Origin of the sequence: Kineothrix sp. IPX-CK, assembly GCF_039134705.1 — a bacterium.
GTDB lineage: Bacteria > Bacillota > Clostridia > Lachnospirales > Lachnospiraceae > Kineothrix > Kineothrix sedimenti.
Genome location: NZ_CP146256.1, coordinates 1,321,282 through 1,336,115, shown reverse-complemented (window position 1 = coordinate 1,336,115; position 14,834 = coordinate 1,321,282). Strand labels below are relative to the sequence as shown.

Sequence of the window (14,834 nt, the reverse complement as noted above, 5' to 3'; positions counted from 1 at the left end):
TCTAATTACGCAAATAAGGCACTGTAATATTTGATTTAGTACAGTGCCTTTTCTTGCTATACTCCAAGTATCTGCCAAGCGTTCCTCGGAACGCTCTTTTTATTATCTGTTTCCATCTATGCACACTCCTTTTTTGACATACTGGACAAGCCTCATATACTCATCTATATGGTTCCACACAATTTCAATCGCTTCACTTCCGTAGATATAGATGCTGTCGATTAGTTCATCTGCCATTTCTTTTGAAAGCTCCGTAATTCCCTCATATCGTTTGAAGCTCTCAATAATGGAAACCGGCTGTCCGTTTTCCTGATAGCGACTTTGCAATGTCGTTTCAAGTTCAACGATTTGGGATTCTGTTTCCGCAATCTGCTTGCCAATATCGGCTTTTCGGCTTATGTAGCTGTCCCTGTCCAAAGTCCCATCCTTGTATTTTTCATATGCCTTAACTTTAGATGCTCTCAGTTTGGAAAGGATGGATTGTAACTGCCTGATCTGCTCTGTCAGGGCAGTCATATCTTGATGGCTTTGCGTTTTCACTCTGTCCAAAAGCCGTGCCATATCAAGCATGACCTCCATCTGCGTATGTATCACAGATAAAACAGTCTGTATCAAGCCGCTTTCGGAAATCCTGTCTTTGGTGCAGTCGCTGTTGGCTACATACTGGTGGCTTTCACAGAAATAATATGCAGTCGCTGGAGTGCTGTTGCTTCTTCGCATAACGTGCCGACAAACCCCACATTTCACTTTACCCATCAGTGGTCTGATCTCGGTCGGTTCTGTCCTTATCCTCGTAGGGGCAGAGAAACGCTCCTGAACCGAAGCAAATAATTCTTCCGAAACAATGGCTTCATGGGTGTTGGGTACGACAATCCACTCACTTTTGGGGATGCGTTTCCCGTGCTTACTCCCGACAAAAGGGCTGCGATTTTTACCGTTTACCATTTTCCCGGTGTAGCGTTCGTCACGGATAATGGTCAGGATGGTCGTATTATGCCAGTGATTTGTATTTCCAACAACATTGTATTTACGGTCACAGCCCATAAGCCGCTTATAGCCATATGGTGTCGGGATATTCTCTGCATTTAGGATGGCGGCAATCCGGACTGCATTTTTGCCCTCATCCGCCATGGCAAAGATACGCCTGACAACGGCGGCAGCCTTTTCATCAATTACAAGTTTCTTGCGGTTTTCCGATGATTTCGCATAGCCATAAGGGGCATGGCTGCCGATGAATTCGCCTTTCTCCATGCGGGTTTTCTTTGCACTCCGCACCTTTTGCGAAAGGTCTTTACTGTAAAGAGAATAAATCAAGTTTCTGAAACCCACATCAAGCCCACCGGTCGTACCGTCAAAGTCATTGCTGTCAAAGCGGTCATTGACGGAGATAAAACGTACCCCTAAAAAGGGAAATATCTGCTCCAAATAATCTCCAATGTCAATGTAGTTTCTTCCGAAACGGGACAGGTCTTTTACGATGATACACTGTATGTTTCCCGCACGCACTTCATCCAGCAGGGCTTTCACGCCCGGACGGTCAAAATTTGTACCGCTGTAACCATCGTCGCAAAACTCAACCACTTCATACTGTGAGAGGTCAGGGGAGCTTTCCACAAAGGCGTTCAGAAGCTCCCGCTGGTTTCTGATACTGTTGCTTTCACCCTCGTTCTCGTCCTCTTGGGATAACCGGATATACTTGGCAAGAATTTTCTTGATACTCACGAAACCCTCACCTCACTCTCCGCCTCAATAAAGCCGAGCAAACTTTCAAACTCATCCCGATACCGAAAGCAGATGGATACGCTTTGATCGCTGAATATTTCCACCCGTTCTATCAACTCGGAAATCATTTCTCCCGTTATGGCTTTGTTCTTCTTAAATTTTTTCAAGGCTACCAGCCATGGATTTTGAGGTGTCAGCATGGTATCAATCCGGTGCTTTTGCATGGACAACTCATCAAGTCGGCGCCGTAAGGCATTTACATCTTTCTCGTACTTGGCTTTTGTAAAGAGATATTCTGCTTCATCAAGCAGCTTTTCCTGATAGTCCTCATACAAGGAGCTTCTGAGCATGGACAGTCTGGACAGTTTCTTTTCCGTTTCGGAAATCTCTGTGTCCACCTCACTCTGCTGCTGGCAGAAGCCTTCCTTTGCATTGAGCTTAGACACCATTCGGTCTATATCAACGGCCAGGTCAATCTGCTTGCGGATAGCCGTATAAAGAATAGAGAGCAAATCCGGTTCGTCCATACGCTTTTTGATACAGTCATTCTTGGCAATATCCTCGTATGTGGCACAGCTAAAGTAATAGAGTGCCGAACCGTTTGATTTGGGCATTTTACGCCATTTCATGCTCCGTTTGCAATCACCGCAGAACACAAGCCCTTTCAAGATATTTGACCGCCCGGGTTTCACTTCTTGTCTCTCGCCGGACTCCCGTTCCTGTTTGATTTGCCGTATAGCCAAAAAGGTTTCTTCATCAATCAAGGGTTCATGGGTGTTCTTGATTTCCACCCACTGATCCTGCGGCAGCTCCACACTGCCACCCTTGCCCCATAGGTCAGATTTTGTTTTTCCCTGCACCATATGTCCGAGATAAACCGGGTTGATTAAAATTCTGCGGACGGCACTTTTGTACCAATACCGCATATTGGCATAACGCTCACTTTTTAAGATGCCCTTTTCATAGCGATACTGGCTTGGGGAGGGAATGCCCAGCTCATTGAGCTTTTGAACGATACGCATATCGCCCATGCCGTCCGCTGCCCACTTAAAAATATCCCTGACAATCGGTGCGGTTTCCTCGTCAATTACCAATCTGCCGTTATCCGCCTTTTGATAGCCGTAGGCTGCGACACAGCCGGTAAATTCCCCTCTACTTCTCTTGACTGCAAGCCCGGATTTTATCTTTTTTGATATATCCCTGGCGTACACATCATGGATCAGGTTTTTCAGAGGAACGGCATACCCTTCATCCTGACTGCTGGCATTCAGACTGTCATATCCATCGTTCACGGAGATAAAGCGAACATGAAAGAATGGCAGTATTTTTTCAAGATAAGTTCCGGTTTCAATGTAGTTTCTGCCGAAACGGGACAGGTCTTTGACCACAATGCAGTTGATTTTTCCACCCTTGATGGCGTCCATCATTTCATTGAAGCCGGGACGGTCGAAGTTCGTTCCTGTCTGATTGACATCCTTAAAAACAGATATGAGTTTCAGGTACGGCCTTTCAGCGATATAGCGTTCCAACATGGAGATTTGATTGCCGATGGAATCACTTTCTTTTTTTCGCTCATCTTCCTCCGACAGCCGCCCGTAAACACAGGTGTTCCATATCGTTTCAAGGGGAACCTGGGCAAAATTATCTATTTGTTTTCTGCTTGTTCTCGCCATCTCACACCACCCCCTTTATAGGAACCGGTGAAGCTGATGCAATTAGGTCTTTTGCGTTCTCGGCAAAGAACAAAGCTCTTTCATATTCATACTGATAGCGGAATCGGATTTCCACCCGGCTGCCGGAATAGATATTGACCCACTCAATCAGGGAAACAACTACCTTTCGGGACAGCTCGGTGATATTCCGATTCTTCTTAAAGGCTTCAATCCAAACGCTGTTTGCCCCCTTACCAGCAAGGATCAGGGCAATGTCCTGTTTCAGCCGTTCGGCAGCTTTCTCCGCTTCCTCACACTTTTTCCCGTATATGACCTTAAATTCCCGGTACTCATCTGCATCAATGACACCGCTTTTCAAGTCCTCATAGATAGACACTTTGAGGTTTTTATACTTTTCGATTTCCTCCTGTTTCATCAGCAGTTGAGTATCAATTTTTCGGATTTCCTCCTGCTGCATAGGAAGGGTGTCGATAAACGAGAGAATCCGTTCAATGTCGAGAATAGAAGCGATGTGATTTTGAAGTGCTTGCAGGACTGCCTTTTCTAATACCTTTTCGCTGATGCAGTGAGTGGTACAGCCATCCCCAGCCTTATTCTTTGAACAATAATAGTAGGCGTACTTCTTTCCGCCTGCGGGTACAATCTTTCGCACCATACCGCTTTTGCAGTCAGCACAAAAAAGCAGGCCGGAAAACGGATAGACAGCTTCTCCGTCTGGAGCAATACGGGTGTCCTGTGCCAGCACACGGTTCACAGTGTCAAAAATCTCCTGTGGGACAATAGGCTCATGGGTGTTTTCCACCCGAACCCATTTATCCTCCGGCTTCATAAACCGCTGCTTAATTTTATAGTTTGGAGTGCTTTCCTTACCCTGCACAAGATGCCCTGCGTAGATAGGGTTTTTCAAAATGCGGCCAACCGCCACCGCAGTCCATTTTGCCTTGGGGTTTACCTGAAAGCTGGTGGCAAAGTTAAGTCCTAAAAAGCGTTTATATTCCATTGGGGATGGCTCGCTGATCTCATTCAGCCTGTCGGCTATCCCTTGCTGGCTGAGTCCGTCCAGCTTCCATGCAAAAATATCCCGCACAATCTTTGCGGCATAGGGGTCTATCACCAGTTGATTTTTGTTCTCTTCTGATTTCATGTAGCCGTAAACGGCAAAGGAACCGATAAACTCACCATTTTTACGCTTTACATCAAGCTGACTCCTGATTTTAACGGAGATGTCCCTGCAATACGCATCGTTGACAAGGTTCTTAAAAGGAATGATAATATCGTCTGACGGTGATTTTTCCTTTGCGCTGTCGTAACCGTCGTTGATAGCAATGAAACGCACACCTAAAAACGGAAAAATCCGTTCAATGTATCGTCCTGCTTCGATGTAGTTTCTGCCGAAACGTGACAGGTCTTTGACTATGATACAGTTGATCCGCCCAGCTCTTACATCCTCCATCATCAAATTAAAGGCAGGACGATTAAAGTCAACACCACTAAATCCGTCATCTATTCTTTCGGCACAGAGGCGGATTTCGGGCATTGACTTCACAAAATTGGTTATTAAATCTCTTTGATTGGCAATGCTGTCACTTTCTGCTTTATCGCCATCTTCTTTAGAAAGGCGCAAATAGAGAGCAGCATTGTATATGATTGTATCCTTATTTAATGGCATAACGAAACCTCCCGATTGAAAAAGTCAAGAAGCAAAACCTGACCTAATCAATGGGCGTTCGCTAATATTAGTCCATGTATAATTATAGCACCCCTTTCAGGATGCGTCCAGACAATATTACCATTTATCCGAACCCATACGGCCAGGCTCTGCCCAAAGCAAACCACCCATATCACATCATCCTCAAAACACTTTCCATCCTGTCCTCCAGCGTGGCGTCGGTATCGTTAAAGCTGATTTTGACTACTACTTTTCCGCACTTGTAGCAATATGGATTTCTTATTTGCTGGATAAAATCCAGTATCCGTTCTTCCATGGGCAGTTTTGCATTGACTTTCGTATCGTTAATGTCAACCAGAGTATCCGGGTTGACCGTTCGGATGTCTATGTTTTTCATCGCTTCAAAGTCTATATCTGGTAAAGAGTCCACCCAATCACTCCTTTCGGGGCATAGGGCGATAAGGCTCCCTGCCTTACCGCCCTGATACAGTGTATTCCGGTTCAGCTTGTCAGGTGACAGCCGAGCGGAAAAAGCAATGAATAGGCTCCGTCCTTTTTCTTGGGGAAAAGACGGGCGCCCACTCATTCAAAGTAGGCGCCCGACTTCTTGGCCGCAATAAAGCGGTTCACGTCAGAAAGCTGGTGCGTAACCGGCATATCAGGCAAGGCCGCCAATATATCATTCCGGTAGCGTCTGCTCGCCCGACTGTCGAGAATAGAAAAAACACAGGTATCCGTTTCTCTGCGGATGCCCCGGCCAAACCATTGGCGCAGTTTGATGAGCATACCCGGTACAATGACCTCGTTCAAATAGCCGTAGAAGTCAGGATACAGGGTCTTTTCATATTCCAACACCGGGTCGGGAGCCGGAAACGGCAGCCGTACCACAATGAGGGAAGATAAAATATCTCCGGCAAGGTCAATGCCCTCTCCGGCGCTGTCACTGGCACAAAGGACACCGTTACCGCTTCTGCGAAAAGCGTCGATGGCGTCCAGACGGCCTTTGCCCATACGGAACATGGGAAACGAAGTGATTCTCCCGCACAGCTCGTCATATGCCTGTTCCATCATGCGGTAGGATGTAAACAGGATCAGTGTATGCCCATGGGTCACTTCAATCAGCTCCGCCAGCCGATTGACCACCGCCTGAAAATAACCGCTGTCTTTGTCTGAAGGAGTGGGCATATCCTGCGGGAGATACAGAAGGGCATGGTTCGGATAATCAAAGGGAGAAGCCTTGCTGGTTTCAAAGATGCGGCGTTTCTCCGCCAGTATAATTCCGTTATTTCGCTTGAAATGTGAAAAATCGCCCCCCACAGAGAGCGTGCCGGAGGTCAGGATATACGGAATTTTTTCCTGCCAAATATCCTCCGATAATAGAAAATCAAGCTGCTTTGGCAAAGCGCAGACCCGGCAGGCTGTTGCTCCGGTCATTTCCAGCCAAAGAATAGAACTTGCATGATGAAACAGGATGAATAGCTTGATTTCCTGCTGTTCCATGCGGTTTACCAGCCGATCGTAACGCTCCCTTTTCTCACGGTCAGTCGTATAAAAAAGCACTGACAGTCTGCGCAGTACAGCCATCAGTGTTTTCAAAGCCCGTATGCAGTTTAGGTCAATCTGCACGGCATAGCAGTTTCTATCATAGCTTGTGCCTGCGGCATATCGCAGGGCTTCAAAGAGCAAGACATTTTGTTCCTGTATGGTTTCACACAGCCTGACGATCTCCGCTTTGTCGGGATTGCCTGTGCCTATGGCATGGTAGATACTTGCCACCAGCCGTTCCAATTCCACGTTTTCCATTGTCATACCGTACATCTGTCGGGCTGCGTCAAGGAGCTTGTGAGCCTCGTCAAAAATCACCACTCCACGGGGCGGGAACAAGGACCTTCTCCCGTTCTTCCTGCCAAGGACATCCGCCAGCACAAGATTGTGGTTGGCAATCTGAAAGTCATATCCAAGAGATTGTGCCTTTCGGATAAAGTCACGGTATCGGCAGACCGAGGACAGCGGGCAGTTCAGATGGCAGCGCTCCACATTGATGCAGGATTTCACATAGTCCGTTAAAGGGAGCTTATCCAAATCAAGGGGGCAGGCTCCGGTGAAAAGTCCGGTCAGGACAGAAAGCAGTTCCTCGTCCTCATGGCGGTCATTGTGTGCGATAGAGGAACGATACCCCTTTACCCGGCTGTCGCAGGCGTAATGGGACTTCCCTTTGCGAACCACAAAGGACAGGGGCTTGTCAATAATCCGGTGTTCCATCAGAATATCGGAAATCTGAGGGATATATTCTTCTGTCAATGCCTTTTGCAGCGCAATGGTGGAAGTAGAGATAATTGTCGGCAGCTTATTGGTGCTGAACAGATTGTGGACCGTTACGGCCAATATGTAGGCATGAGTTTTTCCTGTACCCACCTCGGCCTCACAGAGCGCCAGTCGGTTTCCCTGCAAGGACTCCAGCATTTCCAGCGCAAGAGCCGCCTGATTTTCCCGAAAGTCCATACCATGTTCCGGCAGGATGTTTGAAAAAATGTGTTCCAGAAGATTTTTTGCTCTCATGGCAGGCTTGATGGAAAATGTGTTTTCCGATTCCGATCCTGCTTGTGAAAGCATTTTTTCCATCGCTTTTTGGTATCCGCTTTCATTCAGCGGCGCCGCTTTGGAAAAGAGCCGCTTTGCCTTTAAGGTGGTAAGCTCCACCATGCGGTAGCTGTATGTTTTTCCGGTGTAGTATTCCAAAAGCACGCAATTATCGGCTGTCAGTACAATGCGTTCCTCTTGCCGGATTAAGCCTGCTTCGTAAATCTTATTTTGAATATCTGCCATATAGACAGGTTGGTTCATATCGTTTTGCCTCCTTTGCTTGCCTAAAGGAGCGACACAAGAATGCGGCGGAATCAGGAAACGGTTTGAAAGTTTGATGACTCAAAAGACCTGTTCCGCCGCATGGTTTCTATCGCTCCGATAGAGCACGATAGATTTTTATTTCAAAGCAAAGGTGTGACAAGCGATCCGGCTGGTGCTGCCGGACTCCATAAAAGCCGCCCCTCATTCTATCTCAAACGAGGGTGATGCGTTTTCCCGGCCGTCTGCCGGGCTGCTCAATGCGGTGAAGCGTTCAAAGCAGAAGTACCATGATGACCGGCAGGGATCGTCGCAATCCGTCCCACCACGGGGCGTAACTGCCGCAGACATAATCGCTCGGAGGGCATTGCCCCCGTCTTGGCGTGTCCCGGTGTGTCGCTCCCCCTGCCGGTGATGTACCCATCACACCCATATTCTGTTTTCAATGTTCAGGCGAAAGGGAATTGGAAAATCCTTTCACCCAATGTCAAAAAAACAGGGGGGTGTAGGGGTATGAAATTAAATTTTTTTGAAAAACTTTTGCAGCTTTGCCGTAGCCGCCTCTATGCTTTCGTGGATAGAGGTAAAGTGCACCCCTTCACGGCTGGCGATCTGCCGGTAGGATAAGCCCTCCACGAAATGCAGAATAAACCGGCGCCGCTGGATTTCTGTCAATTCTCCGCTGTCCAGCAACCGCTTTGCGGCTTGCATAGCTTTTGTGGTATCGCTTTTATGTATCAAGTCCAAATCAAGGGGCGGTGCGGCAAGCTGCTCTGTTTCCTCCAGCCCGTTGATACTCACATCTAAACGGCTTGTCCGATTTTCATGTATGACTTGCTCATGATAGATTTCATCCGACAAGGCTTTCAGCTCCAAAAAGTCCTGTGCTGTCTTGCCGGGGTTTTCCGCAAGATAATCCTCCAGCGTGATTTCTACAATGCGGTCTGCAAACTTATATACAATGCCCTCGCTGAACTTATTTAGGGCATAATCACTGTCCCTATAATTTTTCATGTTCCTTTCCTCCAATCTGTTTTGCTGAAATGCGAAAACAGATCGGAGGTGGGGAACGGCATCGTGGATTGGTGGAAAGGTTGCTGCACAATCCCGAAAATGGGATAATTTGTAAAACAAATAGGAAATTTGTCGAAAAAAATAAGACAGCACTTCGCCCGCAGCGAAATGTTGTCTTACTTAGACTTGCATGATTAGGTTGTAAGAGTGATGAGTGGTATGTATAGGTTGCTTCAACTTTATTTACACTCCCAAAAGGGATAAAGACTAAATAAATTCATATGGATACCTCTCTCGCCATAGCCCAATGAAAGCCGGTATCCTGATACCCCAAATTATCCGTCAAAAGCCGTAAAGAAATGGCAAGGGTCTGCCCTCTTGAGAGAGGGCAGACCCTTTGCGGTTTTTGGCAGCCAGACTATCATAGCACATTAAGTGCCTTAGACCCTCGGCTTTGCGTCCCCGGCTTTTGCCGGGTTTGCCCATAGCTGTATTAAAATGTTGTTGCTACTTTGTTTTTCTCACGCCGTTTTTGTCAACCTCATAGCCGTCGATTTTGGTACTCTTGGCAAGAGAGCCGTCGGCATTGAAGTAATACCATTTTCCATCAATCTCCAGCCATTTTCCGGCAATCATGATGCCGTCCTTTGTGAAGTAGTAGCGCTTGCTTTCGCCATTTGCACCTAAATCCCAAAAGCCTACCAGCATGGTATTGCCGGAGTAGAAGTGCCAGTTTCCGGCATCGTCCTTTACCCAGCCGGTTTTCAGCGTGCCATTGTCGTTGAAGTAATACTTTACACCGTCGATGTTCTGTGTCTTGGCAACCGGCTTACCGCCCTTGTAGTACAGGAACTGGCCATCGTCATTTTTCGCCCAGCCCTGCGCTGTGTCGGGGTCGATGGTCAGCTTGATGTAGCGGTGGAGCATGGAGGAAACCTCTGCACGGGTGGCGCTGGATTTTGGATTAAACTTGTTGCCTGTGCCGCCCATCATGATTCCCGCCTGCTGCATGGATGTAACCGCTGTTTTGTAGGCGCTGCCGATACTGGCCGCGTCCGCATAGGTTGTCGCCTCACGGGTAATGGGCAGCTTGTAGCCGGTAGCTTTTGCATAGTTTGCGAAGATGACCGCGATTTCCTCACGGGTAATCGCCCGGTCAGGCGCAAACTGCTGGTTGCCAATGCCCTGAATGATGCCTTTTTTGTACGCCCATTCAATATAGGGGCGAAATGCGCTGTCAGCTTTCACATCGGTGAAGCTGTTGGTGGTATAGGCTTTCGTGTCCACACCTGCCAGTCTGCCGAGAGCCGTTACCAGCATTCCACGGGTCATGGCGGTGTCAGGTGCGAAGGCGGCATCGGATGTACCGGAGAGAAGCCCTCTGCCGACTACATAATCAATGGATTCCTTCGCCCAATGCTTCTCAATGTCGGTAAATTTAGCAGACGGAGCCGTATAACCCACGCCATACACGGAAAAATGATTGGTGCTGAAAATCACACTGCCGCTGTTTGCGTCATAGGTCGAATCTGCAATCCGGTTTAGCTTGCCGTTTCCATCCACATACACGGCGTAGAGATAGCCAGCCGCTTCGCTTTTGCCCGGTGTGCTGGGAATGGACAGAGTAACGTTGCCGGTTCCAAGGCTTGTGATGCTCACGGTTTTGCCGTCCTTTACGGTGTTCAGGGTGATATCGTAGGCATTGCGAACATTCTTAACCGTTACCGGCTTGACGGTAATGGTCACGTTGCCTGTGCCCTGCTTTTGCAGCTCCGAAAGCGCCTGCGCGTCAAAAGTGAGGGAAATCGGCGCACCTGTGAGTTCAAACTGCTTTGCCTTTTCGTTCACCAGCCGGTTCAGGGCGGCGCGCTCCAGCGTGAGGGTCAGCCCCGCGACTGCGGGAGCGTCCAGCGCGATCTGTGCGCCCACACCGTAGGTGGTACGGTTCTGCTTCTTTGCTTCCGCCTGCGCCTTTTCAAGGGCGGCTTTCACAAGGCTGTCGGTTACGGTGAAGGTTCTCTGCGTATTGGTTCCCGCCACCTTGCCGGAAACGCTGCCAATGGTGGGCCAATCAGGCTGGATCACGGGAGGAATGATAACGGTTGTGCCCCGATTGGAATCGGAGCTGTCCGAACTGCCGCCACTGCTGTACCTGCTAAAATATGCCTTTACCGTAACTTCGTTATCTGGCATCACAAAGCTATTGCCGGAAAGAATGGCTCCGCCGCTGACCACTTCCCAACGGGCAAAATAGTAGCTGCCGCTGGCGGGCGTTGCGGTAAGTGTCACCGTTTCGCCTTGGGTTGCGGACGTCTTATTCGCAGCGGCTGTGCCGTTGCCGCCGGTCAGGACGGTTATGGTATGGGCAGTCGCCGGTGGCGGCGTACTGTCGGTGACATTCACGATTACGGGAATATCCGCAGGTGTGGCCGTACCCCCGGAAAAGCTGACTGTAATGCCCGCGCCGCTCACAGTTTGCAAGCCGGTAACGGTGACGGTTCCATCAGAGGTCAGGGTCGCCAAATTTACCGAGATATCGCTTTCGGACCCAGAATCCACCGCAATATCCGCTTGCGCCGCCCGATTCCCAGATTGCCCAAGGAAGATATCCAGTGTTCCGGTTGAGTTGCCGTTCAAATCCAGATTGAGGGTTTGCGGCGAAACATCCGGGCCTGCGGGCTGGGCTTTGGTGGTAAAGGAATAGGTTGCAGGGTCAGGGTCAATCGTATTGCCCGCCGCGTCCTCAAAGTCCGCAACCGTAATTGTGTATGTTTCGCTATAGTCAAGACCAGAATATGGCACAGTGAAAATTGTATTTGTCGGTATGTTCCAAGTTCCTGAAAGAGTGCCAATACTATTATCCAGCGATACTGTTCCTTCACTTGTTTTCATGGGTTCACTAAATGTAATCTCAAGCTCTCCGCTGACGTTAACATTCTCCGCGCCGTTTGCCGGGGTGATGCTTTCTACCGTTGGCCGGATAGCGTCGCTTAGCGTTAAATTCACAGGGATTGCCTGATCTGCCTGCGTGATTTCTATTGTAGCGGTGTAAGGCTCATATCCGGTCTTGCTCACGGTCATGGTATAGCTTTCGTCCCGCTCCAAATATGCGGTGGCCTTACCCTCGCCGCCGGACAAAATTGCGCCGTCGGGCGCTGACGCGCCCGAAAAGGAGATGCTGGCGTCCTCAACCGGACTGTCGCTGCTTGTCACCGTAATCTCCGCCTGCACCAAAGGATTTTTAGATGTGAAGATGTCAGATGCCAGATTGATCTTCAAAGCGGGGCGAACTGCGACAGAGTAGATATCCACGTAGTAGCCGTTCGCGAGGACGTAGCCGTCGTCGTTAACGCCCGCCGCGTTGGGCCTGTAGTTGCCCGGCGACCGCAGCCACCAATAGTCGCCAATCGCACGGTCAGCGTCACCGGCAAAATAGTCGGATTTACTTGCCTCATTCACGCTTAACAAAAACACCTTGGAGCTGCCAGTTGTTCCACTGCCTGTATAATTGCCGCCGTAGGTGTAGTTTGCCGTTACAATGGAGCCTTTTTCATCGTCACTAAATCGGCTCATAAAACCATTAGAGGTATAGTCATTGCTGTTTTTTGTGCAAATTTCATTATTCAACCATGCCTTAATGTCAGAAGTGTTCCAGTCGTTATCTCCACCGCTATTCCATGTGGTGTGAAACTGTCTTGAGCCCACCGATTCCTCCGCCAGCAGCAGGGCGGTAGTGCATCCCGATGCTTCCGCATCGTTCTCTGTTACCTCCAGCACCCGCCAAATCATGCCGCCAAATTCCACATAGCGGTGGCCGTTTGCGCCTGTCCATGTACCCTCCGGGAAATTGTCATTCCCGCCGCTTGTTACTGTCAGGTTAATCTCCACCGGCTCGCTGGCAAAGTCGGTTTCATTATCACCATTGCATTCCTCGTTGAACAGCTTGAGGGTATAGCTGCCCAGCGCAAGACCGTCCGGCACGTCAAAGTTGGCGGTGCCGCTGGCTCCACTGTCGCCCGTTAAATCCACCAGCTTGCCATAGTACAGCACCTCTTCCGTATCGCCATCTGTCAGCACAGCAGAAACATATTTGTTCGTGCCGGTTACCGCATCGGTGTAGGGGATGCTCACCGTTCCGCCCGGTGCTGCGGTGATTGCACCGGTATTGGAAACGGTCAAATTCAGATTATCGTCCTTCATCGTGAATTTCACCGCGCCGGTCGGCGGCGTAGCCGACGACAAAGATGCGCCCACTGTTGTGGGCTTTGCGCTCGCTCCGCTCGCGTCAGATGTAAAGAGGACAGATGCCAGATTCAGCTTAAAAGCGGGGCGAACAGCCCACGCGCTGCTCACGTAGTAGCCGTACGCGCTGACGAGGCCGTCGAAGTTAACGACCGCCGCGAAGTCATTGCAGGAGCCCGGCGACCGCAGCCACCAAAGGCCGCCGAACACCCGTACGGAATTATCCACCGAGTTAGCTTCGCTTACCGACAACGGCCAGAAGTGAGCGCCGGATACAGCATCTCCGGCAACTTTGTTATCATCGTATCCAGAGTAGCCATAATTTGCACTGCCGCCCTCCAGTGCGCGTTCTGCCACAAGCTCTTTTTCCCCGTCCGGCAAGCTGTCGTAGGCTTCATCCATTTTGTCTTGCAGGGTAGAGCCGCTGTAGTGGTTGCTGCTGCCATGGAATTGTGTGGCATCGTAACCGCCGCCCGCATCATCGTTTTTGAGCAGCAGCGTGATGATATCGGCATTATCGGTTTTTACACCATTATTTTCATCCCCGATTACCACCCACTCGTGCCCACCAAAGCCCACGACACTGATATCATTTCCGTTTAATGTAAAAGTCGGGGTTCCGCCCTGTATCGCCGCGTTCAGGGCAACAGTTATGACAGGAGTAGTAATCTCCACGGTGACAATCGGTAATTCTACACCCTCCGCAAACGTGTAGGCTTTCTCCAGCACCGGCGTAAAGACATAGGTTCCCGTGGTTTCCGGGTCATAGGTTGGCTCCGATATCCATTCCAGTACCGGTACGGATACTGTTTCCTGTGTGCCTACGGTATCGTCCGCACCGCTGCTGCCCAGCGTTATGGCGGAACCGGTAACGGATTGTACCCGCAGCGAAGCCCCATCGTCAGACGGTTGTGCGTCAGACGGCGTGCCGTTCTGCTGTTCGTCCGCATCGGAGCCGGGCGCATTGTTGCCGCTGACGGAATCCTCACCGGTCGTATCACCGTCCTGCAAATCGGTTTCCGCATTCTCCTGTGCCGGTGTTCCCGAATCCTGCACGCTGCCGGAATCGCTGCCGGTCTGCTCTGTGGAAGTTTTCACCTCCACCGTCGCCGTCAGGGACGCGGGAAGATTCAAATTCTCCAAGGATGTGCCAAGCGGCACTGCCTGATTTTTTACGCTGTCCTCCAGCGGTTCAAAGGCGGTGATTGTGCCGCCCTCGCTTTCGCCCACCGCAAACACCGTCTGCGGCAGCGTTCCCAGCGCCAGCAGCATTGCCAGCGCAAGGGAAAGCAGCCGTTTGCCGGGCTTGTTGATTGTTTTGTTCATATGCTCGTTTCCTCCGTTTCGTTCAAGGTGCTTCGTACAAACACCGTTTTGTTATATAGCTTCGCACGCAGGCGATAAGTGTGGCCGTGTATTAAATGCCCCTGTGTTGCCGCCATGCTGCGCTTGACATCCTCCCAATCGAGCTTTCCCTCGGCGTAACCCTTTTGTAGTCCCTTCAAGCGGCGTTTCAGCCGTTTCTTATTCTGTGTCCGCAGCCGCTTTACTACCTTACCGGTATCCGTCAGATAGAAGTGCCAGCCGAGATAATCCACGCCGTTTTTCACAGGGAAAAGGTTGGTCTTTTCGTTAAACTCGATTTGTTTCGCTATATAGCCCACCCCCTT

The 14,834-nt window shown here is 49.8% G+C and carries 8 protein-coding genes and 1 riboswitch; all 8 genes read right to left on the bottom strand.

The annotated features are described in order from the left end of the window. Positions 1 to 102: 102 nt before the first annotated feature. The 8 genes from V6984_RS06295 to V6984_RS06260 all read right to left on the bottom strand — a co-directional run bounded on the left by V6984_RS06295 (position 103) and on the right by V6984_RS06260 (position 14,828). Complete coding sequence (locus tag V6984_RS06295) at positions 103 to 1,722, bottom strand: recombinase family protein (protein WP_342758928.1); 1,620 nt, start codon at positions 1,720 to 1,722, stop codon at positions 103 to 105. Then, positions 1,719 to 3,395, bottom strand: a complete 1,677-nt coding sequence (locus V6984_RS06290; protein ID WP_342758927.1) for a recombinase family protein — start codon at positions 3,393 to 3,395, stop codon at positions 1,719 to 1,721. Before V6984_RS06290 ends, V6984_RS06295 begins: the two co-directional genes overlap by 4 nt. A gap of 1 nt (position 3,396) precedes the next feature. Then, a complete protein-coding gene (locus tag V6984_RS06285; RefSeq protein WP_342758926.1) occupies positions 3,397 to 5,064 on the bottom strand; it encodes a recombinase family protein in 1,668 nt (555 codons plus the stop codon). Positions 5,065 to 5,236: 172 nt separating this feature from the next. Further along, positions 5,237 to 5,494, bottom strand: coding sequence for a DUF6870 family protein (locus V6984_RS06280; protein ID WP_342758925.1), 258 nt, complete (start codon positions 5,492 to 5,494; stop codon positions 5,237 to 5,239). Positions 5,495 to 5,646: 152 nt separating this feature from the next. Further along, on the bottom strand, positions 5,647 to 7,908 hold the full coding sequence (locus tag V6984_RS06275) for an ATP-dependent DNA helicase (RefSeq protein ID WP_342758924.1): 2,262 nt from the start codon (positions 7,906 to 7,908) through the stop codon (positions 5,647 to 5,649). A gap of 519 nt (positions 7,909 to 8,427) precedes the next feature. Further along, on the bottom strand, positions 8,428 to 8,922 hold the full coding sequence (locus V6984_RS06270) for a sigma factor-like helix-turn-helix DNA-binding protein (RefSeq protein ID WP_342758923.1): 495 nt from the start codon (positions 8,920 to 8,922) through the stop codon (positions 8,428 to 8,430). 405 nt (positions 8,923 to 9,327) lie between these two features. Continuing rightward, a riboswitch (cyclic di-GMP riboswitch) is annotated at positions 9,328 to 9,415 on the bottom strand. A 14-nt stretch (positions 9,416 to 9,429) separates the two neighbouring features. Continuing rightward, positions 9,430 to 14,490: an S-layer homology domain-containing protein gene (locus tag V6984_RS06265; RefSeq protein ID WP_342758922.1), complete on the bottom strand. Its 5,061-nt coding sequence runs from the start codon at positions 14,488 to 14,490 to the stop codon at positions 9,430 to 9,432. Beyond that, a complete protein-coding gene (locus tag V6984_RS06260) occupies positions 14,487 to 14,828 on the bottom strand; it encodes a hypothetical protein (RefSeq protein WP_342758921.1) in 342 nt (113 codons plus the stop codon). Before V6984_RS06260 ends, V6984_RS06265 begins: the two co-directional genes overlap by 4 nt. Positions 14,829 to 14,834 lie beyond the last annotated feature (6 nt).

Bases quoted from the DNA above. Each gene is read 5' to 3' on its own strand.
- V6984_RS06285 (WP_342758926.1), bottom strand. From the start codon at position 5,064: ATGCCATTAAATAAGGATACAATCATATACAATGCTGCTCTCTATTTG.
- V6984_RS06270 (WP_342758923.1), bottom strand. From the start codon at position 8,922: ATGAAAAATTATAGGGACAGTGATTATGCCCTAAATAAGTTCAGCGAG.
- V6984_RS06275 (WP_342758924.1), bottom strand. From the start codon at position 7,908: ATGAACCAACCTGTCTATATGGCAGATATTCAAAATAAGATTTACGAA.
- V6984_RS06290 (WP_342758927.1), bottom strand. From the start codon at position 3,395: ATGGCGAGAACAAGCAGAAAACAAATAGATAATTTTGCCCAGGTTCCC.
- V6984_RS06265 (WP_342758922.1), bottom strand. From the start codon at position 14,490: ATGAACAAAACAATCAACAAGCCCGGCAAACGGCTGCTTTCCCTTGCG.